The organism is Chryseobacterium sp. VAUSW3 (assembly GCF_002205795.1).
GTDB lineage: Bacteria > Bacteroidota > Bacteroidia > Flavobacteriales > Weeksellaceae > Kaistella > Kaistella yananensis.
The window spans coordinates 598,034-617,691 of record NZ_NIUY01000002.1 but is presented as its reverse complement, the minus strand read 5'-3'; the positions used below and the strand labels follow the sequence as shown (position 1 = coordinate 617,691).

General features: G+C 38.9%; 17 protein-coding genes. 12 read left to right on the top strand and 5 right to left on the bottom strand.

The genetic code is table 11. The features are described 5' to 3' along the window. Positions 1 to 6: 6 nt before the first annotated feature. From CDW55_RS08100 to CDW55_RS08080, 5 genes are read left to right on the top strand one after another with little or no spacing between them, the layout of a single operon-like run. On the top strand, positions 7 to 1,725 hold the full coding sequence (locus tag CDW55_RS08100) for a phospho-sugar mutase (protein WP_088469242.1): 1,719 nt from the start codon (positions 7 to 9) through the stop codon (positions 1,723 to 1,725). Positions 1,726 to 1,761: 36 nt separating this feature from the next. After that, complete coding sequence (locus CDW55_RS08095; protein WP_088469241.1) at positions 1,762 to 3,015, top strand: pyridoxal phosphate-dependent aminotransferase; 1,254 nt, start codon at positions 1,762 to 1,764, stop codon at positions 3,013 to 3,015. A gap of 3 nt (positions 3,016 to 3,018) precedes the next feature. Beyond that, positions 3,019 to 3,753: a 3-deoxy-manno-octulosonate cytidylyltransferase gene (gene kdsB / locus CDW55_RS08090; protein ID WP_088469240.1), complete on the top strand. Its 735-nt coding sequence runs from the start codon at positions 3,019 to 3,021 to the stop codon at positions 3,751 to 3,753. 57 nt (positions 3,754 to 3,810) lie between these two features. Beyond that, positions 3,811 to 4,473, top strand: a complete 663-nt coding sequence (locus tag CDW55_RS08085) for a histidine kinase (protein ID WP_088469239.1) — start codon at positions 3,811 to 3,813, stop codon at positions 4,471 to 4,473. Between the two features lie 23 nt (positions 4,474 to 4,496). Beyond that, positions 4,497 to 5,066: a glutathione peroxidase gene (locus CDW55_RS08080; RefSeq protein WP_088469238.1), complete on the top strand. Its 570-nt coding sequence runs from the start codon at positions 4,497 to 4,499 to the stop codon at positions 5,064 to 5,066. Positions 5,067 to 5,108: 42 nt separating this feature from the next. Here CDW55_RS08080 and CDW55_RS08075 read toward each other — a convergent pair whose 3' ends face one another. The 3 genes from CDW55_RS08075 to CDW55_RS08065 form a co-directional block, all read right to left on the bottom strand. Further along, on the bottom strand, positions 5,109 to 6,563 hold the full coding sequence (locus CDW55_RS08075; RefSeq protein ID WP_088469237.1) for an LptF/LptG family permease: 1,455 nt from the start codon (positions 6,561 to 6,563) through the stop codon (positions 5,109 to 5,111). 100 nt (positions 6,564 to 6,663) lie between these two features. Further along, positions 6,664 to 7,311, bottom strand: a complete 648-nt coding sequence (locus tag CDW55_RS08070) for a LolA family protein (RefSeq protein WP_088469236.1) — start codon at positions 7,309 to 7,311, stop codon at positions 6,664 to 6,666. Positions 7,312 to 7,374: 63 nt separating this feature from the next. Then, entirely contained in the window at positions 7,375 to 9,873 is a 2,499-nt protein-coding gene (locus tag CDW55_RS08065) for an FtsK/SpoIIIE family DNA translocase (RefSeq protein ID WP_088469235.1), read from the bottom strand. A 184-nt stretch (positions 9,874 to 10,057) separates the two neighbouring features. On the opposite strand from CDW55_RS08065, the gene CDW55_RS08060 reads away from it, so the two are divergent. The 5 genes from CDW55_RS08060 (at position 10,058) to CDW55_RS08040 (ending at position 16,338) form a co-directional block, all read left to right on the top strand. Continuing rightward, a complete protein-coding gene (locus tag CDW55_RS08060) occupies positions 10,058 to 10,315 on the top strand; it encodes a hypothetical protein (protein ID WP_088469234.1) in 258 nt (85 codons plus the stop codon). Positions 10,316 to 10,352: 37 nt separating this feature from the next. Next, positions 10,353 to 10,646 carry a hypothetical protein gene (locus CDW55_RS08055; protein WP_088469233.1) on the top strand — a complete coding sequence of 98 codons (294 nt, stop codon included), beginning with the start codon at positions 10,353 to 10,355 and terminating at the stop codon, positions 10,644 to 10,646. Positions 10,647 to 10,767: 121 nt separating this feature from the next. Beyond that, a complete protein-coding gene (locus CDW55_RS08050) occupies positions 10,768 to 12,756 on the top strand; it encodes a urocanate hydratase (RefSeq protein WP_088469232.1) in 1,989 nt (662 codons plus the stop codon). A 150-nt stretch (positions 12,757 to 12,906) separates the two neighbouring features. Then, positions 12,907 to 13,857, top strand: a complete 951-nt coding sequence (locus tag CDW55_RS08045; RefSeq protein ID WP_179285922.1) for a fasciclin domain-containing protein — start codon at positions 12,907 to 12,909, stop codon at positions 13,855 to 13,857. Positions 13,858 to 13,944: 87 nt separating this feature from the next. Further along, on the top strand, positions 13,945 to 16,338 hold the full coding sequence (locus CDW55_RS08040) for a TonB-dependent receptor (RefSeq protein WP_088469230.1): 2,394 nt from the start codon (positions 13,945 to 13,947) through the stop codon (positions 16,336 to 16,338). A gap of 12 nt (positions 16,339 to 16,350) precedes the next feature. Here the strand turns inward: CDW55_RS08040 and CDW55_RS08035 are convergent, their stop codons facing one another. Both CDW55_RS08035 and pncA read right to left on the bottom strand, forming a co-directional pair. After that, a complete protein-coding gene (locus CDW55_RS08035) occupies positions 16,351 to 17,892 on the bottom strand; it encodes a S41 family peptidase (protein ID WP_088469229.1) in 1,542 nt (513 codons plus the stop codon). A gap of 111 nt (positions 17,893 to 18,003) precedes the next feature. Then, a complete protein-coding gene (gene pncA, locus CDW55_RS08030) occupies positions 18,004 to 18,609 on the bottom strand; it encodes a bifunctional nicotinamidase/pyrazinamidase (RefSeq protein WP_088469228.1) in 606 nt (201 codons plus the stop codon). Between the two features lie 211 nt (positions 18,610 to 18,820). On the opposite strand from pncA, the gene CDW55_RS08025 reads away from it, so the two are divergent. Both CDW55_RS08025 and ytxJ read left to right on the top strand, forming a co-directional pair. Continuing rightward, positions 18,821 to 19,279, top strand: a complete 459-nt coding sequence (locus CDW55_RS08025) for a DUF1569 domain-containing protein (protein ID WP_088469227.1) — start codon at positions 18,821 to 18,823, stop codon at positions 19,277 to 19,279. After that, positions 19,276 to 19,650 (top strand): bacillithiol system redox-active protein YtxJ, encoded by a 375-nt coding sequence (gene ytxJ / locus CDW55_RS08020; RefSeq protein ID WP_088469226.1) that lies wholly within the window; start codon positions 19,276 to 19,278, stop codon positions 19,648 to 19,650. The genes CDW55_RS08025 and ytxJ overlap by 4 nt, the downstream gene beginning before the upstream one ends. Positions 19,651 to 19,658: the final 8 nt, after the last annotated feature.

The following is a 19,658-nucleotide window of genomic DNA, read 5'->3' as shown; positions in this document are numbered from 1 at the left end:
AAAAAGATGACAACTTTAGAAAAAGCAAAACTCTGGCTTACAGACACTTTCGACGAAGAAACAAAAAATACCATCCGAACCTGGATCGATACAAATTCTGATGATCTTGAAGATTCTTTTTATCGGGAATTAGAATTCGGAACCGGCGGAATGCGCGGAATTATGGGAGTTGGCACCAACCGACTCAACAAATACACGCTTGGTCAGGCCACTCAGGGTTTGGCAAATTATCTTCATTCTCAGTTTCCTGATCAGGAAATTAAGGTGGCGATCGCTTATGATGTACGTAACAATTCCAAAGAATTCGGGAAAATGTGCGCAGATGTGCTTACAGCCAACGGAATTAATGTTTTACTTTTCAAAGAACACCGTCCGACTCCTGAACTTTCTTTCACCGTTCGCGACAAAAAATGTAATGCAGGAATCGTTCTTACCGCGTCTCACAATCCGCCTGAATACAACGGTTACAAAGTATATTGGAATGACGGAGCGCAGATTGTTCCGCCTGATGACGAAAACATTATTAAAGAAGTCTATGCTACAAAATTTGAGGATATTAAATTCAACGGAAACGATGATTTAATTGAATGGATCGGCGAAGAACAGGATGATGTTTATATCAATGCCTGCATGGAAAATTCGCTTTATCAGAAAGATAAAACCGGATACGACAATTTAAATATTGTTTTCACTTCCATCCACGGAACCACCTATAAAACCGTTCCTCAGGCTTTGAAAAAGGCTGGTTTCACAAAAGTTGACCTTGTTCGCGAACAGATGATTCCAAGCGGGAATTTCCCAACGGTTGAATCTCCGAATCCTGAAGAACCCGCGGCCCTTGAAATGGCAATGGATTTAGCACGAATCACCAACGGCGATATTGTTATCGGAACAGATCCGGATGGCGACCGATTGGGAATTGCCGTAAGAAATCTTGACGGTGAGATCCAGTTGCTTAACGGAAACCAGACCAATACCATTCTAACCTATTATATCTTGGACCAGTGGAAAAAAGCCGGGAAAATTACCGGTAAAGAATTCATTGGATCTACGATTGTAACTTCTGATATTTTCATTGATATCGCTGAAAAATTCGGTGTGGAATGTAAAATCGGGTTAACAGGTTTCAAGTGGATCGGTAAAATGATTCGTGATGCCGAAGGTCAGGAAAAATTCGTTTGTGGAGGGGAAGAAAGTTTCGGTTTTATGACCGGAGATTTCGTGCGCGACAAAGATTCATGCGGCTCAATCCTGCTGGCCTGCGAAATTGCAGCCTGGTGCAAAGCGAACGGAAAAACGATGTACCAGTATATGATCGATATTTACAAAGAAATCGGCATGTACTACGAAGGTTTAATTAACGTGGTAAGAAAAGGAAGAACGGGTGCTGAAGAAATAAAACAGATGATGACCGATTTCCGCGAAAATCCCCCGGCAGAAATTGCAGGTTCCAAAGTAGTTGAAGTTAGGGATTATCAGGATCAGACTTCGCTGAATATTACCGACAGCAAAAAATCTGTAATGGACGGAATTCCCAAATCTAACGTACTTATTTATTACACACAAGACGGAACCAAAGTCTGCGTAAGACCTTCCGGAACAGAACCGAAAATTAAATTTTATGTTTCTGTGAAGGATTCAATCGCTTCTGAGCAGGATTTCCGTGAAAAGCTTGTTGTTTTAGAACAGAAAATTAATCAGGTAAAAGCAGATTTAAATCTTTAAAACTCAAAAATTAAATTAACTAATTGAGCAAATCATATGAAAGTATCAAAACTCGCCCAAAATCTTATCGGTTCAGAAATTATTAAAATTGGTAATCATGTAAATGATCTGAAAACGCAAGGCGCCGAGATCGCCAATCTTACCATCGGTGATTTGGATGCCAATATTTACCCGATTCCCGCAAGACTGAAAGAAGAAATTCAGAAAGCTTACCAAAATAACCTGACCAATTATCCGCCGGCAAACGGCCTTTTGTCTCTGAGAAAAGCTGTTTCCCAAGATTTAAAAAATCGCTGGAATCTTGAATATTCCGCAGATGAAATTTTATTGGCAGGCGGCTCCAGACCTTTAATTTATGCTACTTTCAAAACGATTGTTGATGAAGGTGATAAAGTGGTTTATCCAATTCCTTCGTGGAACAACAACCATTATGCCTATTTGACTCACGCTGAAAAAATTGAAGTTGAAACGTCTCAGTCCAATAACTTTTTGCCGACTGCAGAAGAATTAAAACCTCATTTGGAAGGTGCAGTTCTGCTGGCTTTATGTTCTCCGCTGAATCCGACCGGAACAATGTTTACTAAAGATCAGCTCACCGAAATTTGTGAACTTGTTCTGGAAGAGAATAAAAAACGCGATGAGAATGAAAAACCGCTTTATCTGATGTATGATCAGATTTACGCGATGCTTACTTTTGATGAAGAGCATTTCAATCCGGTTTCTCTTTTTCCGGAAATGAAGAAATACACCGTTTTTATCGACGGAACTTCAAAATCTTTTGCGGCAACGGGAGTCAGAGTAGGCTGGAGTTTTGGTCCTACGGAAATTATTGACAAAATGAAAGCATTACTCGGCCACATCGGGGCCTGGGCGCCAAAACCTGAGCAGCAAGCCGTTTCGGTATTTTTGGGTGAGACGGAACATGTAGACTTTTTTGTGAATGACTTTAAGGGAAAAATCGCTGAAAGTTTAAAGATTCTGCATACAGGAATTCAGGAAATGAAATCGCGTGGCTTGCAGGTCAACAGTATTAAACCGATGGGTGCACTGTATCTCACCATCGAGCTTGATTATTTAGGCAAAACAAAACCCGACGGTTCGCAGATTGCGGATTCATCTGACCTTGTATTTTATCTGATCAACGAAGCTGGTGTGGCGCTTGTGCCATTTTCGGCGTTCGGAAATTCACGAAATATGCCTTGGTTTAGGGCATCAGCGGGTGGTTTATCAGCTGATGAAATAAAAAAAATGTTGCCGAGACTCGAAGGTGCACTTGCAAAACTGTCTTAATTAATGAAAATTATCGCCGTAATTCCCGCGCGCTACGAAGCGAGCCGTTTTCCAGGAAAACTAATGCAGATTTTAGGAGAAAAAACGGTAATTGCTACAACATATCAGAATGTTGTAGAGACCGCTTTGTTTGATGAAGTTTTTGTGGCAACAGATTCGGAAATTATTTTTGATGAAATCATTAAAAATGGCGGAAAGGCCGTAATGACGGGGCAGCATGAAACCGGCAGCGACCGAATTGCGGAAGCAGTACAAAACATCGATTGCGACATTGTGGTAAATGTTCAGGGCGATGAGCCTTTTCTAAAAACGGAACCTTTAAAACAGTTGATTTCAGTTTTTAATGAGGATTCCGAAGAGAAAATTTCTTTGGCTTCCCTAAAAATTAAACTGAAAAATACAGATGAAATAGAAAACCCGAACAACGTAAAAGTTATTACAGATTACGAAGGTTTTGCGCTCTATTTCAGCCGTGCGGTGATTCCCTATCCAAGGGAAATTCATCCAGATGTAGAATATTTCAAGCATATCGGCGTTTATGCTTTCAGGAAAAACGCGCTGCTCAATTTTGCGAAACTTCCTATGAAACCACTGGAGATTTCAGAAAAAATTGAATGCATCCGCTATTTGGAATACGGTATGAAAATCAAGATGATCGAAACTGATTTTGTGGGCGTAGGAATCGATGTTCCTGAGGATTTGGAGAAAGCGAGAGCGATTTTAGGACAGCAGGATTAAGTGCAAAAAACGCTTAAATTCAAAAAGTATATATTTGAAAAACAAACAGACCGATTAATGAGAAAGATATTTTTAGTATTCATCATGTTGATGAGCGGAATTGTCTCCGCACAAACCGCAAAAGAAATCATAGAAAAAAATATAGAACTTTCCGGAGGTTTAACAAACTGGAAATTATTAAATTCAATCACGTTACAGGGAAGACTCACATTGGGGATTAACGATCATTACCCGATAAAAATTTTTCAGGAAAGACCCAACCTTACCAAAACAGTGATTACCATTAATAAAAAAGAAACCGCAATTGAAGGTTACGATGGTAAAAAAGGGTATGCGATGAACTATGCAACCAACAAACTTCAGGAATATCCGAATTATGTTGCAGAAAGTTTTGATACCGATTTTATTGATTGGGAAAGCAAAGGATTTGAAGCCAATTATTTAGGAAAGGAAAAAGTTGGTGAAACCGTATGTCATAAAGTTGAACTGATTAAAAACGTAAACAAAACCCTGTACTTTTTCGATTCGAAATCTTATATGTTGATAAAGGAAGTGAAAAGTGACGAATCCATAATTTACAGCGATTACAGAAAGGTTGGAAGTTTAATGATGCCATTCAGGATTGAATCGTCTTCGCCTAAAAAAGATAGCGATTATGTTATTTTGCTCAACAAGATTGAAACCAATAAAGTTCTTCCTGCAAATACTTTTAAATTTTAAATAAACAATTTAAAAATTTCTTTATGAAAAAAATATTCATCATGCTGTTATCATTTGCGGCTTTTATACAGAGTTGCAGCCAACAGAAAAAAGAAGTTTCACAAGAAAAAAATATCGCCATGAAAAGCATTTACGATTATAAAGTTGAAAGTGGAGACGGCAAAGAAATAAATTTTGCTGATTTCAAAGGAAAGAAAATCCTGATTGTAAACACGGCTTCAGAATGTGGTTTTACTCCGCAATACGCAGATCTGGAAAAAATTTCTAAAGAATATGCAGACCAACTGGTTGTGGTAGGTTTTCCAGCGAATAATTTCGGCGGCCAGGAGCCGGGAACCAATGAAGAGATTGGCGCTTTCTGCCAGAAAAACTATGGAGTTACATTCCCCATTGCCGCAAAAGTTTCAGTAAAGGGAGATGATACCGCACCAATCTTCAAATACTTAACAGATAAGAATTTAAACGGTGTAAAAAATACCACCATCCTCTGGAATTTTACAAAGTTTTTGCTGGATGAAAACGGAAAACTGATCGACAGTTTTGTAAGTACTACAAAACCAACAGACGAAGCAATTACCAAATATTTTAAATAAATAAAAACCGCAACAATAATCAGTTGCGGTTTTTTTATTGTATTAACGGTACCTTTCGTGTTCCTTATTCTTAGAAAATATAGTAATAATCGGCTTGAAGAGGCTTTTGTATTTCTCGATATCAAAGAGTTGAGAATCTGTAAGTGCCTTGTAGGTAAGCCACGCGCCAAAAGGAAACAGCACCATATTCGGTAACCAGGCTGCCAGATAAGGATCCATTTTTCCGGACCACGCCATGTTTTCTACAGAGAGATTTAGCACGTAGAAAATAATAAATACCACTATGGCAATAACTACCGGAAGTCCCAGGCCTCCTTTCCTGATGATAGATCCCAAACTTGCACCGATTAAGAAGAAAATTAAACATGTTACTGAATAAGCAAAAATCCGTTGCTGGTAAATAATGATTCGTGAAAAGTAGGCATGTAAGCCCTGGATTTGTTCAACTTTATTGATGTTCAGCTGCTTTACACTTTCAATTTTATTAAAAGCCGAATAGAGTAGCTCCAGCTTCTTTTTCTGTTGCATCGTGTCGATTTTCGGAGTTGGAAGTACTGCTTTCTTCGGTTTTGTCTTATCGATATAACTTACAAAACTGTTGGTTTGATTAATCAGTTCATTGCTGATATTTCCGAGGACTACATCGTTTTCTTTTTTTGCCGCTTCAATGGTTGAATTCAGTTCTATAAAATTCTGGAACGAGTAATCATCAGTAATTTTTTCAGACTCAATTGCTTTATTGATGATGTCTGAAATATTGAAATGAGAAACCAGGGTATCAAATTTTATGGCCTGATCTGGCTGTTTCAATCGCTGTTCGTAGCTTACATTACCCAGATTATCTTCAAAAATATGACCGTTAAAAAGCACCAATTTTAAGTAATTACGGTTGTCGGCCTGTACAAATTTCCCTTTTTCAGCAACAATCGACTGCTGGTTTTCATAAGAATTAGCCATTTTATGGATAAAAACGCCTTCGAGATTCTCTCCGTTTTCGCCCGTAATTTTATCAAATTTTACGCTGTACCCTGGAATTTGCTGGATAAACTGACCGGGCGTAAAATTCAGAGCAGGTTTTGTTGCCGCAATATTATAGAGCATATTTTTAGCTTTCCGCTGAAAATCGGGGATCACATTGTTTGAAAACAGAAAAAGAAACATCGAAAAAATGACGGAAACAAAAAACAGCGGAAGCATAATCCTTGTTAAAGAGATTCCTGCAGCTTTCATCGCGGCCAGTTCATACCGTTCCCCAAAATCCCCAAAGGTCATGATTGATGATAGAAGTATCGTTAAAGGCAACACAAGCTGCACAACGATGGCGGAAAGATAGGAGAGGAGACGGAGAATTTCCCAGTAACTCAGCCCCTTTCCGGTAAACTGCGACAGCCGGATCCAGATGATGTTTACCACAAAAATGAAAAACAGCACACTGAAAATAAAAATAAACGGACCGAAGAAAGTTTTAATGACGTAGCCGTCGAGCTTTTTTATCATGCGTCAAATTTACCAAAAAAAATCACAGAATTTAGGATTGATGGCTTCAAAAAAAGCCCTCTGTTTTAAAGAGGGCTTTTGAAATTTTTAAAAAAAAAAATTAAAGTTCAGTATAGATATAGTTTTTATAATCATTTTTATCAAAACTGAACATGTTGCTGCTCAAACTCTGGTTCACTTTATAATCGCTGATTGCAATCACCGAAACCGAATTGTCTGTAGAAAACTGTTCGAGTTTCACAATCTGTTTCTTAGCATCATTAATAAAGAGGTTAACTTCTTTAATGCCGTTTTTAGTTGTTGGGATTAATTTAATCTGATCAGCTTTTACGCCGTTTACCGTCTTTTTTCCCAGATATTTTACGGTGTAGCCTTTTTTGTATTCACCAATATAATTCAGAGGTGAAAACATCTGTTCATTTCCTGTTGGCTTTGCAACGGTAATTTCCTGATCTTCTTCTGAAATGTTATAAATCTTATTTCCGTCGAAAATCTGCTCGGTACCCATAATTTTCAGTTTGTATTTGTCTTTGGCAGAGTAGAAGATTCCGGGTTCTGTCTTGGTTACGGTTTTACCTGTTCCGGTGCCGTAAACAAATTTAAAATAAACATTGTTCTTCGATTTATAATTCTGCGCAACGGCATCTAATAAACTTTTAGCTTTTGCATCGATTTTCTGTGCAGAAAAACTTGCCGCTGTAGCGAGTGTAAAAAATCCAAGAGTAATTTTTTTCAATATGCTTTTCATTCTTTTTTTATTTTTTGGATTAAAATTTTAAAATAAAGTTAAACCATTGTTTAAAGTTTCACCCTATTTGCGCAATTCTTCCAAAAACTGTTCCAAAGAATTTAAGTCGCTAATCTGCACTTCTCTCGCCTTGGCTCCGTTGAAACCGCCTACAATACCGCTTGCTTCAAGCTGGTCCATAATTCTTCCGGCTCTGTTATAACCAAGTTTCAGCTGCCGCTGAAGCATAGAAGTGGAACCTTGTTGGGTGGAAACAATAATTCTCGCAGCATCTTCAAAAAGTGCATCTTTTTCGTTCGGGTCAAAAGCACCAACATTTGAAGTAGATTCTTCGCTGGTATATTCCGGTAGCATGAAGGCACTTGCATAACCTTTCTGTTCACCGATAAATTCTGCAATTTTTTCAACTTCCGGAGTATCTACAAACGCGCACTGAAGACGCAGGATTTCATTTCCGTTGAAATACAGCATATCGCCCTTTCCGATGAGCTGATCTGCACCTGGAGAATCTAGAATGGTTCTGGAATCTACACTGGAAATCACCCGGAAAGCCGCTCTCGCAGGGAAGTTTGCTTTAATCATCCCCGTAATAACATTTACAGAAGGTCTTTGGGTCGCCACAATAAGGTGAATTCCTACTGCTCTCGCCAGCTGCGCAAGTCGTGCGATTGGCAGCTCCACTTCTTTCCCCGCAGTCATAATAAGATCTGCAAATTCATCTACTACCAGAACAATATATGGAAGATAACGGTGTCCGTTTTCAGGATTGAGTTTTCTTTCGGTGAATTTCTTATTGTATTCTTTTAAGTTTTTACAGAAGGCATTTTTGAGCAAATCATAACGCTGATCCATTTCAATACAAAGGGAATTGAGCGTGTTTATCACTTTATGAGTGTCGGTGATAATAGCGTCGTCACCATCCGGTAATTTTGCCAGATAATGCCTTTCGATTTTTGAATAGAGAGAAAGTTCTACTTTTTTCGGGTCAACCATAACGAATTTGAGCTCGCTCGGGTGTTTTTTATAAAGCAGGGAAGTAAGAATAGCGTTGATACCTACAGATTTACCCTGACCGGTTGCACCAGCCATAAGTAAATGCGGCATTTTTGCTAAATCTGCCATGAAAATTTCGTTGGAAATCGTTTTCCCGAAAACTACAGGCAAATCCATATCCGTATTCTGAAATTTTTGGCTATTTATCACACTGCGCATTGACACCATTGAAGGATTTTTTCGCGGAACTTCAATCCCAATTGTACCTTTTCCCGGCATTGGCGCAATAATGCGGATTCCCAAAGCTGAAAGATTCAATGCAATGTCATCCTGAAGTTTTTTAATGGAAGCTACGCGGATTCCGGCTTCCGGAACGATTTCGTATAATGTTACGGTAGGCCCTACGGTTGCTTTAATTTCAGCGATTCCCACATTGAAGTTTTTCAGCAAACCGACAATTTTGTTCTTGTTTTCCTCTAATTCGTCCCTGTTGATCGAAATTTCTTCGTTGCCGTAATCTCTCAGCAAATCGATGGTAGGCATCTGGAATTTTGCCAGTTCAAGTTTATGGTCATAAAGCCCGTGCTTGTCCACAAGTTCCTGCGATTTCTTATCAGATTCATCCAGAATATCTATTGTTTTGGCAACTTCAACTTTAAAATCAATCTCATCGGATTTTGTAGGTGCCGGAATTTCTGTTGTTGAAACTGGGCTTAAATTCAAAGAATTCCCAACACTTTCGGTAACAGTAATTTTAGAAGGTTCCCCATCATCAAATGATGTTTTGTTAGGAGTTTTGATGGTTTCAAAATCATTACTGATTTCAACCTCAGGAAAACCTTTAACCGGAATTTCTGCAGGGGTGGAAACTGTTTTTATATTCTGTGTAGCGTGATTTCCTGTATCATCCGCCGCAAGTTCCTCAAGCTCTTCATCCGCCTCAAAATTTTCAGAAGAGTTGGGCATCATGGCTTTTACCCTTCCAACCGTATTTTCGTTTAAATCATTGAGTTTCGCTTTTACATTGGATGGATTTAAATTGAATTCAAGCACAAAATACAGTGCAATACTTACCAAAAGTACCAGCCAAAGTCCGGCAGATCCGATGACTGATAATAGGAAATCCATAATTTGAAATCCGTAAACGCCACTCAAAACACCCTGTCCTTTGGTAATGGCGCCCATGAAAATCGGCAGCCAGCAAATAAAAAACAGGGAATGACCGATGGTTTTCCACGGCTTGAAATAATTTTTCTTGAAAATTAACATTCCCACAACAAAAAACAGAAAAGCTACGGCAAATGCTGCAATCCCAATACTTTCAAAAATAAAAAAGTTGCCCAGCCAGTCACCAATCTTCCCGAAAATATTCGAGGACTGCACAGTTTTATCCAGCATCGTTCCGGCCTGGCTCTGGTCGGCTTTCCAGTTCAGCAGGTAAGAAACGAAAGAAAACGTAAGAACTACAGAAAGGAGAACGAAAAGAACTCCAAAAAATATACGGGGCTTAGAAAGGGTTTTATTTGGTGCAGACGCCTTGGGCGGGGTTGTTTTTGTATTTTTTTCCATAATAAGAATGTGCGCAAATTTAATAATAAATTTAAAAGATTTTTTAGAATTGCCGTAAAATTTCAGTCAAAAAAAGCTTTCCGAAAAGGCTTTTTGAGGAAGTTTAAATTCATTGTTCAATATACTGATTTTGTTTCGGAATAATATTTGAGTGTTTTAAAAACGAACACTAATTTTTGAAATCATGGACCAAAATAAAATAAAAGACCCTGAAGGCTTTAAAAATATCAAAAATACTGTTGACCAAAATCCTGCTATTGAAAATAACGGTCAGGAATCGTTAACCCGGCTTAAAGATATCCGTAATCCTGAAATTACGAAGGAAAATTTGGTAAAGGATGCCGAAAATGCCATTCCGCCAACGGCCTGGGAAAATCAGCAAAAAGCTTATGATGATGCCTGGGAGAATAATAAGAACCAACAGTTAGGAGAAGAAGTTTAAAATAATAACTTCAGTTTTAATCATAAAATACACGATTATGGCGCCAGAAAATAACAAATCGGAACAGGATGCAAAACTCGAACAAATGAATTACAATCCTGAAAATGACATTTTTAATAAGCAGGAGAAAATTCCTTTAGATGGAGACGGAAATCCTGTACTTAATGAAGATAATACACAGAAAAGTTTGGACGACGGACTGGATATTCCCGGAACAACTGCTGATGATGCAATGGAAAACATTGGATCAGAAGATGAAGAAAACAATTATTACAGTCTCAGCGATAATGAAGATAATCACGAGGAGACCAATGACGATGTACTTGGTTAAAGGATTACACACTCATATATATACTACCGCCTCGATGGCGGTTTTTTTTTGAATCGATTTCTTTGGATTGTATTTTCGAAATTGAATATCTTTAAAACTTTCAAACAAAGTAAAAATTACAATGACCTTTCAGCAGCAAATACAACAGGGAATTCCCTCTGAACTTCCACAGCCAAAACCTTTTGAACCTCAAATTAACCACGCACCAAAACGCAAGGAAATTCTTAGTGAAGAAGAAGAAAAACTCGCACTGAGAAATGCTTTGCGCTACTTTGATCCGAAATTCCATGCCGAACTTTTGCCGGAGTTTCGTGATGAACTGAAAAAGTTTGGGCGAATTTATATGTACCGTTTCCGTCCGGATTATGAAATGAAAGCCAGACCGATTTCTGAATATCCCGGCAAATCTGAACAGGCAAAAGCCATTATGCTGATGATTCAGAACAACCTGGATTATGCCGTGGCCCAACATCCGCACGAACTCATAACTTATGGTGGAAACGGTGCCGTGTTCAGCAATTGGGCGCAGTATCTTCTTACGATGCAATACCTTTCGGAAATGACCGATGAGCAGACTTTGGTAATGTATTCCGGTCATCCCATGGGTCTTTTCCCGAGTCATAAAGAAGCGCCGAGAGTCGTGGTGACCAATGGAATGATGATTCCGAATTATTCAAAACCCGACGATTGGGAAAAATTCAATGCGCTTGGCGTAACCCAATACGGACAAATGACGGCCGGAAGTTATATGTATATCGGTCCCCAGGGAATTGTGCATGGTACTACCATTACGGTATTAAATGCTTTCAGAAAAATTAATAAATCACCCAAGGGCGGACTCTTCGTTACCTCAGGTTTGGGCGGAATGTCTGGTGCACAGCCAAAAGCCGGAAATATAGCTGGGTGTATCACGGTTTGTGCCGAAGTGAATCCAAAAATTACTAATATTCGCCATGAACAAAAATGGATCGATGAAATCCATGAAAATCTTGATGAGTTAGTACAGAGGGTTCGTAACGCTCAGCAAAATAAAGAAACAGTTTCTTTAGCTTACCTCGGAAACGTGGTGGAAGTTTGGGAAAAATTTGCAGAAGCAGGCTTGAAAATCGACATCGGATCCGATCAGACTTCGCTGCACAATCCATGGGCCGGAGGTTATTATCCTGTAGGGCAAAGTTTTGAAGAATCCAACAAAATGATGGCAGAAAATCCTGAATTATTTAAACAAAAAGTTCAGGAAAGTTTAAGAAAACATGCGGCAGCCATTAATAAACATACTGAGAAAGGTACCTATTTCTTCGATTACGGTAATGCGTTTTTATTGGAAGCAAGCCGTGCCGGAGCTGATGTAATGGCAGAAAACCCAACCTTGGGAAGAGAATTTAAATATCCGAGCTACGTGCAGGATATTATGGGACCGATGTGTTTTGATTATGGTTTTGGACCGTTCCGTTGGGTGTGTACCAGCGGTAAACCTGAAGATTTACAGAAAACAGACGAAATTGCTTCGAAGATTTTAGAAGAGATTATGCAGAATTCTCCAGAGGAAATTCAGCAACAAATGGCAGATAATATCCAGTGGATTAAAGGTGCACAGGAAAACAGACTGGTAGTAGGTTCACAAGCACGAATTCTCTATGCCGATGCGGAAGGAAGAATGAAAATCGCGGAAGCCTTTAATAAAGCCATTAAAAAAGGAGAAATAGGATCGGTAGTTTTGGGTCGTGACCATCACGATGTTTCCGGAACTGATTCTCCTTACCGCGAAACATCCAACATTTACGACGGTTCTAGATTTACAGCTGATATGGCTATTCATAACGTGATTGGCGACAGTTTCCGTGGGGCGACATGGGTTTCAATTCATAACGGTGGTGGCGTTGGTTGGGGAGAAGTAATCAACGGTGGTTTCGGGATGTTGCTCGACGGAAGCGACGATGCCGACCGAAGATTAAAATCGATGCTTTTCTGGGATGTCAACAACGGAATTTCCCGAAGAAGCTGGGCAAGAAATGAAGGTGCATTGTTCGCCATTAAAAGAGCTATGGAACTGGAGCCTGATCTCAAAGTTACGCTCCCGAACTTGGTTGATGATGAGCTTTTTTCTTAAATATATTTTGAATACACAAACACCTGATTAGTTGGGTGTTTTTTTTTGTAATAATATGATCAATAACTTATATAGTATATTTCTATTCTAAAAATATATTATTTTGTATTTTAATGTACTATATTTACACCAATAAAAAAATATATTATTATGAAAAATTTATTTAAACTTTCAGCCTTTGTGTTTTTATTCAGTTTTTTATTCGTCTCGTGCGATGAGAGCCGAGATGATGTTGAAACACCAAAAACTATTTATGAATTGGCATCGATGGATGCAGACCTTTCTAATTTGAAGGCAGCCATTGATAAAGCAGGATTGGCTTCTACCTTAGGAGCATCCGGAAGTTTCACGGTATTTGCACCTTCTAATGCAGCATTCACGCAATTTCTTGCTGATAATGGTTTTGCGAATCTCAATGATGTTCCGAATGCCGCATTAAAAGAAATTCTCCTAAACCATGTGCTTTCTAATAAAGTGATGGCAGCACAAGTAACTACAGGTTATGTCTCCACATTAGCCAAAGGAAATGCTTCTTCTTCTAAAAATCTCAGTATGTTTATTAACACCGCATCTGGGGTTAAAATCAATGGAATATCAACGGTAACCAAGACCGATATCACAGCAAGTAATGGAGTAATTCACAAAGTTGATAAAGTCATCGGTTTGCCAACGGTAGTAACCCATGCGCTTGCAAATCCTAATTTTTCATCGCTTGTATCCGCACTTACGAGAAACGATATGCCTGATTTTGCAGGAATTCTCAGCGGCACAACCAATTCACCTTTTACCGTTTTTGCTCCTACTAATGCTGCTTTTAGCTCTTTGCTAACTGAGCTGAACCTTCCGAACCTGGCCGCCGTACCTGCAGCAACTTTAGAGAATGTCCTTAAATATCATGTAGTTGCCGGAGCAAATGTTTTATCTACCGATATTACAAATAATATGAATGTTACGACTTTCCAGGGCGGTACTTTTAAAATTACAACCACAGGAGGAGTGAAAATTACAGATGCTAACAACAGAGTTTCAAATGTAATAGCAACAGATGTACAGTGCAGCAATGGTGTAATTCATGCCATCGACAAAGTTCTTTTACCATAGTAGTTTTATTATTTAAATGTTAATGTTTGATAAGCGTCCCTTTCCGCAGGGACGTTTATTTTGTAAATTGCATAAATTCTCAACTCCATGAAATTTAAATTTGTCATTATTTTTCTCATCAGCACCTTGCCGTTTTTTGCACAAACAGGAAGTATCAACATTAATGTTGTTGATGATTTTTCTAAAAAACCTTTAACTTCAACCGTAACCATTATTTCAACCGGCCAGCAGTTTTCTGGTGATGGAAATGTTGTACTGGCAGATTTATCTGCGGGAAATTACAGTTTTCAGATTGGTGCAACAGGCTACCAAAATCAATCGCTTAACGACATTGCTGTAATCCCTAACCAAAACCTTACTTTTTCTGTGGGACTGCAGAAAATGGCGGTACGGGAACAGGAAATTGAAGGTTTGGTTCTGAAGGCCAAGGTCTATAAAACTTCTCCAGAAAGCCCGGTTTCCCTGCGAAATATCACGAGCGAAGAAGTGCAGAAAAATGCGGGTTCCAACCGCGATATTTCCAAAGCGATTCTTTCGCTTCCGGGAGTAGGAACTACTGCTACGTTTAGAAACGATCTTTTTATACGCGGCGGAAGTTCTGCTGAAAATAAATTTTATATCGACGGAATCGAGGTTCCGGTGATCAACCATTTCCAGACCCAAGGCGCGAGCGGTGGCCCGAGAGGCTTAATAACCATTGATTTTATTAAAGATGTAGATTTTTACAGCGGTGCCTTTCCGGCCAAGAGAAACGGAACCTTATCTTCACTTTTTGAATTCAACCTCAAACAGGCGCGTAAAGATAAAATGGGATACAAAGCCATCCTGGGACTCGATGACATGCAGCTGATGATGGACGGTCCGCTGAGCAAAGACCAGTCGTGGAGCGGATTATTCTCTGTCCGTAAATCGAATCTGCAATTGCTTTTCAAAGCGATCGATTTACCGTTTTTGCCGAGTTATTATGATACGACATTAAAAGTCTCAAAGAAATTTAAAAATGGTAACGAACTGTATTTCATAGGTCTGGGAGCCATTGATGAGTTTAAATTCAATGAAAATGCTGAACCCACACTCTATAATTTGACTTTAATTGAAAGACTTCCTGTTTCGCCACAGTGGAATTATACGCTGGGTGCAGGCTATCGTCATTTGGCAGAAAATGGCAACTGGCTGTTTACCTGGAGCCGGAATATGCTCGACAACCAAGCTACAAAATACTACCGCAATATCGAAACTCCTGAGAATTTGCTGATCGACTATCATTCGCAGGAAAGTGAAAATAAAATCCGTGCTGACCGTAATTTCAGGCTTGGCGATTTCCAGATGAGTTCGGGTGCTAATGTTAATTTTGCAACTTATTTTAATGATTCAAATTTAAAGGCGATCACTCAAAGCGGAGCCGTTGCTGACCAATATCTTTCCGAAATGAATTTGGCACAATACGGATTTTATCTTCAGAGTTCACGTAAATTTCTGGAAAGTAAATTGGAGCTTTCCGCTGGTTTCCGAGTTGATGGTAGTGATTATTCGGGAATTACTTCAAATCCACTGGAGCAGTTTTCACCGCGAATTTCAATGAAATACCAATTATCTGATCAGTTTGCCCTCAACCTGAATGGCGGAATTTACTATATGCTGCCATCTTATACGGCTTTAGGATATGCGCAGAACGGAAATTTAATTAATAAAAACAGTTTAAAATACATTAAAAACTCCCAGATTGTGGGTGGCGTGGAATTTAATGGAAACAATAATCTAAGAATTACTGCCGAAACCTATTATAAAAAATACAAAAACTATCCTTTTTCCCTTCGAAACGGAATTTCCCTGGCAAATTTAGGCGGTGATTTCGGAGTAGTCGGGGCAGAACCTCTTGACAGCAGAGGCGTTGGCGAAACGTATGGAATAGAGCTTTTAGCCCAGAAAAGAACCGTGAACGATTTCTATGGAATCGCTTCATACACTTTCGGCCACTCCAAATTCAGTGATCTTAATGGTGATTTGAAACCATCGAGTTGGGACAGCAGACATATCCTGTCATTAACTGGAGGGAAATATTTCAGCAGGAATTGGAACATCGGAGCAAGATTCCGGTTGCAGAGTGGTTTGCCGGAAACGCCTTACGATCTGGAAAAAAGTCAACTGGTTAATGTGTGGAATATTGCCAATGCACCGATTTCAGATTATATTTTGCTGAATTCCCAACGCGGGAATCTGGTACATCAACTCGATATAAGAGCAGAGAAGAAATGGATCTTCAACAAATGGCAGATGACTTTCTACGTAGATGTTGTAAACGTTTACGGATCGAAAAACCCAAGCAGATTACCGGTGATTGCACTGGAACGTGATACAAACGGTAACGGAATTGTTACCAACCCTGATGCACCGCAAAATGAGCAGATTTATCAGCTGAATTACGGGGAGGCAGACCGCTCAACACCGCTGCCGTATTTCGGATTTATTTTTGAATTTTAAAAAACCGGAATGTTATTGGGAAGAATCTTCTTTGATTTTGTCCATAACCCAATCCAGCTGGATGTCTTTTTTTGCAAGAACTTCCTGAAGCGTCGGGATAATTTCATGATCCGGAATCACTCCTTTTTTGGTGTGGGTAAATTCAATACTTGGCTGAATCAGCATTAGACCAATTGGCAGATAGAGTTTAGAAGTTGGCAGTTTTTTGGTAGAGTAGCGGCCTGCAACTGTTCCGTCGTTCGCTCCACCGGTTTCTTCGCCTACCAGAAAAGCACGTTTTTCATGCTTAAGTTTTGAAGGCAGGATGGAGGCGGCAGAAAAACTGCTCCCGTTGATCAGCACGTATATTTTCCCTTTAAAGTTATTTTCTTTTGGTTTTTTGAGCCCGAAAATCCCATTATTCCTCAGGTAAAAACGATCGGATTCTTTCTTTATCGACAGCGCCGTTCCCATCAGATAAAATGGATAACCCGCCACTGCAAATGGTTTTGTAAGCCACGAGAATTCTGAGAAATAATTGGCCTGGTACATTGCCGAAGGCGAGGTAATCTCAATATCATTGATAAACTGAAATTTTTCTGAAACCAAATAAGAATAAAGGTTGTTGATCTCCGCAAGCGAACCACCCAGGTTGTCGCGTATATCCAGGATTAAATATTTTGCAGGTGATTTTTTTAGCGTTTCGAAGCTTTCTCTGTAAAACTTCCGCGAATAGGTTCCCGAGAAAGTTTTGATTTTCATGTAAGCGACAGTGCTGTCTTTAACAGGAAACTGCAGGTCGCGGTTGAAACTTTTGGTAATTACATTATAATCTTTGGTTTTTCCTTTTTCGCTTTTCTTAATTTTTTTGTTGGCGTTTTCTACTTTTTTCTTTTCAGTTTTGGTGATTTTTTCTCTTTTAAGGTAGAATGTTTTAATTTCGTTTCTGTATTGGGCTTCAATTTTCACACTGTCGAGAATTCCGTGGTCTGCGGTGAAATAAGAGGGCCATCTTCTGGCAAGAATATATTTCTGGAAAGTCTGGTTTTCACCATCACTGTTCACGAATGGGCGATAACTTTCCAAGAGATCCTTTACCGGAATGTCTTTTATTTTCAGAATTTCTGTACCCACATTCATATTGGGGATTTTTTCGGCATTGTCTTTTACAAATATTCTGTTGCCATCGAGCACAAAATTATAACGGCTTAGTAACCCTTTTTGCTTTTCCAGATTTTTCATTTCTTTCCGAGTTAACCGTTTTTCAAGCGGAACGAGCCGCAGATGACCTTCCTTGATCTGTGCAATAACCGGCGCCAGTTTGCGGTAAAACTCATTAGGTTTCAAAGGTTGGCGAATACTGTTTTTTAAACTGTCGAATTTGTAATCCAGAGAGTCTTTAGAAATATACCAATACAAATTTGGATGCAGTTTCTGCAATTTCTTATAGCTGAAATCAACATCCTGTTTCAGTTTTTCTGGCGCAATAAGGATTTCATGTTTTGCATTATGCTTTTTTACAGAAACACAGGAGGTGAGCAGCGCCAGTAAAAAAAGCTGTAGGGTAGTCTTCAAATTGAAAAATTTTGATAAAAATATATCTTTTAATTCAAATTTAATAATATTAAAAAAACAAAAAAAACTCCTCAGATAGAATGAGGAGTTAATGTTGAATTTTTAAAATTTTTAACCTAAAACCGTGACAGAATTTTGCAGCAATCCGAAGATTGCATCTTTTCCGTTGTCGGGTTTTACATTCACCGCTCGCGTTCCGTTGAAGTGCAGACAAGTTATATAACCCAGTTGTACAGCATCCAGACAGGTAAATTTCACACAGTAATCCAAAGCTAAACCGACGATTTCAAGCAACTGTATGTCGTGATATTTTAAAAAATCATCCAGTCCGGTTTTTACAAAATGATTATTGTCCTGAAATCCGCTGTAACTGTCGACTTCGGGATTTTTACCTTTCTGAACGATGTGGGTTACTTTATCGCGGTTCAGATCCTTATGGAAGTCAGCACCGAACGTGTCCTGAACGCAATGATCTGGCCACATAAACTGTGGAATTCCGTTGAGAATGATGGTTTCGCCAACTTTCTTTCCGTTATTTGAAGCAAAACTTTTGTGGTTCGCAGGATGCCAGTCCTGGGTAAGGACGATTTGGTCGTATTCATTTTCTTCCATCAGCAGATTGATGTAAGGAATAATTTCGTTTGCTCCTGGCACTGCAAGAGCGCCGCCTTCGCAAAAATCGTTCTGTACATCCACTATAATGAGGGCTTTTTTCATATTTTTCGGATTTGTTTTATAATAACTTTAGAAATTACGGGAAATAAAATTCAGATTTTAAAGCGTAAATTTACGAAACTGTTTTCGCAAAATTTCAGCCAAAACCATTCAGCAGACAAATCGTCTAAATTTAAGTTTTGAAATATAGAAAACCTGCCAAAAAAATATATAAAAATGAATATCCTCCTGCAAACCAGTTCAAAATCAAAGAATGAGAAAATCGCTTAACAGTCGGCAGCATTTAGAAGAAATAAAGTCCCGGATTTTAAGGATTGAGGAACATGCAGAACGGAAATGGGGAAAGATGAATGCGGCACAGATGTTCCGCCACTGCGACCGGATTCTGCAGGTAGGCTTTGGGAAAATAGTGCTGCCGAAGATTAACCCTTTTATAAAATCGATCGGAATTTTAACCAAAATTGAGATGAATATTTTCAATAACGGTATTCCACCGAATATGCCAACTTTTAAAGAAGTTATTATAAAAGAAAATTGTAATTTTGAAAAGTCCCGTGAGGAATTATTAGCTTCTATTGATGAGTTTGCGGAAAAATCAGCAAAAAACAATTTACTTTCGGAGCATGCGCTTTTTGGGAAGATGACAAAAGAAGATTGGGGATTTATGGAATATAAACACCTGAATCACCACTTAAAACAGTTTGGATTATGAGTATTTTTAATAAAATTTTCGGAAGTTCCGATGAAGAAAAATCAGCACCGGAATTCTGGAATTATATAAAGTCTGAAGCAGATTTAGAAAAAGCATTTGAAGAATCGCACGGAAAAAAGGTTGTGATTTTCAAGCATTCTACAAGATGTTTCATCAGTAAAACGGTGTTAAAAAATTTTGAAAAGGAAGTATCGAATTCTGATAAAGATGCGTCTTACTATTTCCTCGATTTACTGGCAAACCGTAGTATTTCCAATAAAATCGCGGATGATTTAGATGTTGAACATCAAAGTCCACAACTCATCGTTCTGCAGGACGGCAAAGCGGTGAAGAACGCTTCGCACCACAGCATTTCGGTGTCTTTAATCTAATTCCGACT

Coding starts and splice junctions, on each gene's coding strand:
- CDW55_RS08100 (WP_088469242.1), top strand. CDS start 7: ATGACAACTTTAGAAAAAGCAAAACTCTGGCTTACAGACACTTTCGAC.
- CDW55_RS08095 (WP_088469241.1), top strand. CDS start 1,762: ATGAAAGTATCAAAACTCGCCCAAAATCTTATCGGTTCAGAAATTATT.
- kdsB (WP_088469240.1), top strand. CDS start 3,019: ATGAAAATTATCGCCGTAATTCCCGCGCGCTACGAAGCGAGCCGTTTT.
- CDW55_RS08085 (WP_088469239.1), top strand. CDS start 3,811: ATGAGAAAGATATTTTTAGTATTCATCATGTTGATGAGCGGAATTGTC.
- CDW55_RS08080 (WP_088469238.1), top strand. CDS start 4,497: ATGAAAAAAATATTCATCATGCTGTTATCATTTGCGGCTTTTATACAG.
- CDW55_RS08075 (WP_088469237.1), bottom strand. CDS start 6,563: ATGATAAAAAAGCTCGACGGCTACGTCATTAAAACTTTCTTCGGTCCG.
- CDW55_RS08070 (WP_088469236.1), bottom strand. CDS start 7,311: ATGAAAAGCATATTGAAAAAAATTACTCTTGGATTTTTTACACTCGCT.
- CDW55_RS08065 (WP_088469235.1), bottom strand. CDS start 9,873: ATGGAAAAAAATACAAAAACAACCCCGCCCAAGGCGTCTGCACCAAAT.
- CDW55_RS08060 (WP_088469234.1), top strand. CDS start 10,058: ATGGACCAAAATAAAATAAAAGACCCTGAAGGCTTTAAAAATATCAAA.
- CDW55_RS08055 (WP_088469233.1), top strand. CDS start 10,353: ATGGCGCCAGAAAATAACAAATCGGAACAGGATGCAAAACTCGAACAA.
- CDW55_RS08050 (WP_088469232.1), top strand. CDS start 10,768: ATGACCTTTCAGCAGCAAATACAACAGGGAATTCCCTCTGAACTTCCA.
- CDW55_RS08045 (WP_179285922.1), top strand. CDS start 12,907: ATGAAAAATTTATTTAAACTTTCAGCCTTTGTGTTTTTATTCAGTTTT.
- CDW55_RS08040 (WP_088469230.1), top strand. CDS start 13,945: ATGAAATTTAAATTTGTCATTATTTTTCTCATCAGCACCTTGCCGTTT.
- pncA (WP_088469228.1), bottom strand. CDS start 18,609: ATGAAAAAAGCCCTCATTATAGTGGATGTACAGAACGATTTTTGCGAA.
- CDW55_RS08025 (WP_088469227.1), top strand. CDS start 18,821: ATGAGAAAATCGCTTAACAGTCGGCAGCATTTAGAAGAAATAAAGTCC.
- ytxJ (WP_088469226.1), top strand. CDS start 19,276: ATGAGTATTTTTAATAAAATTTTCGGAAGTTCCGATGAAGAAAAATCA.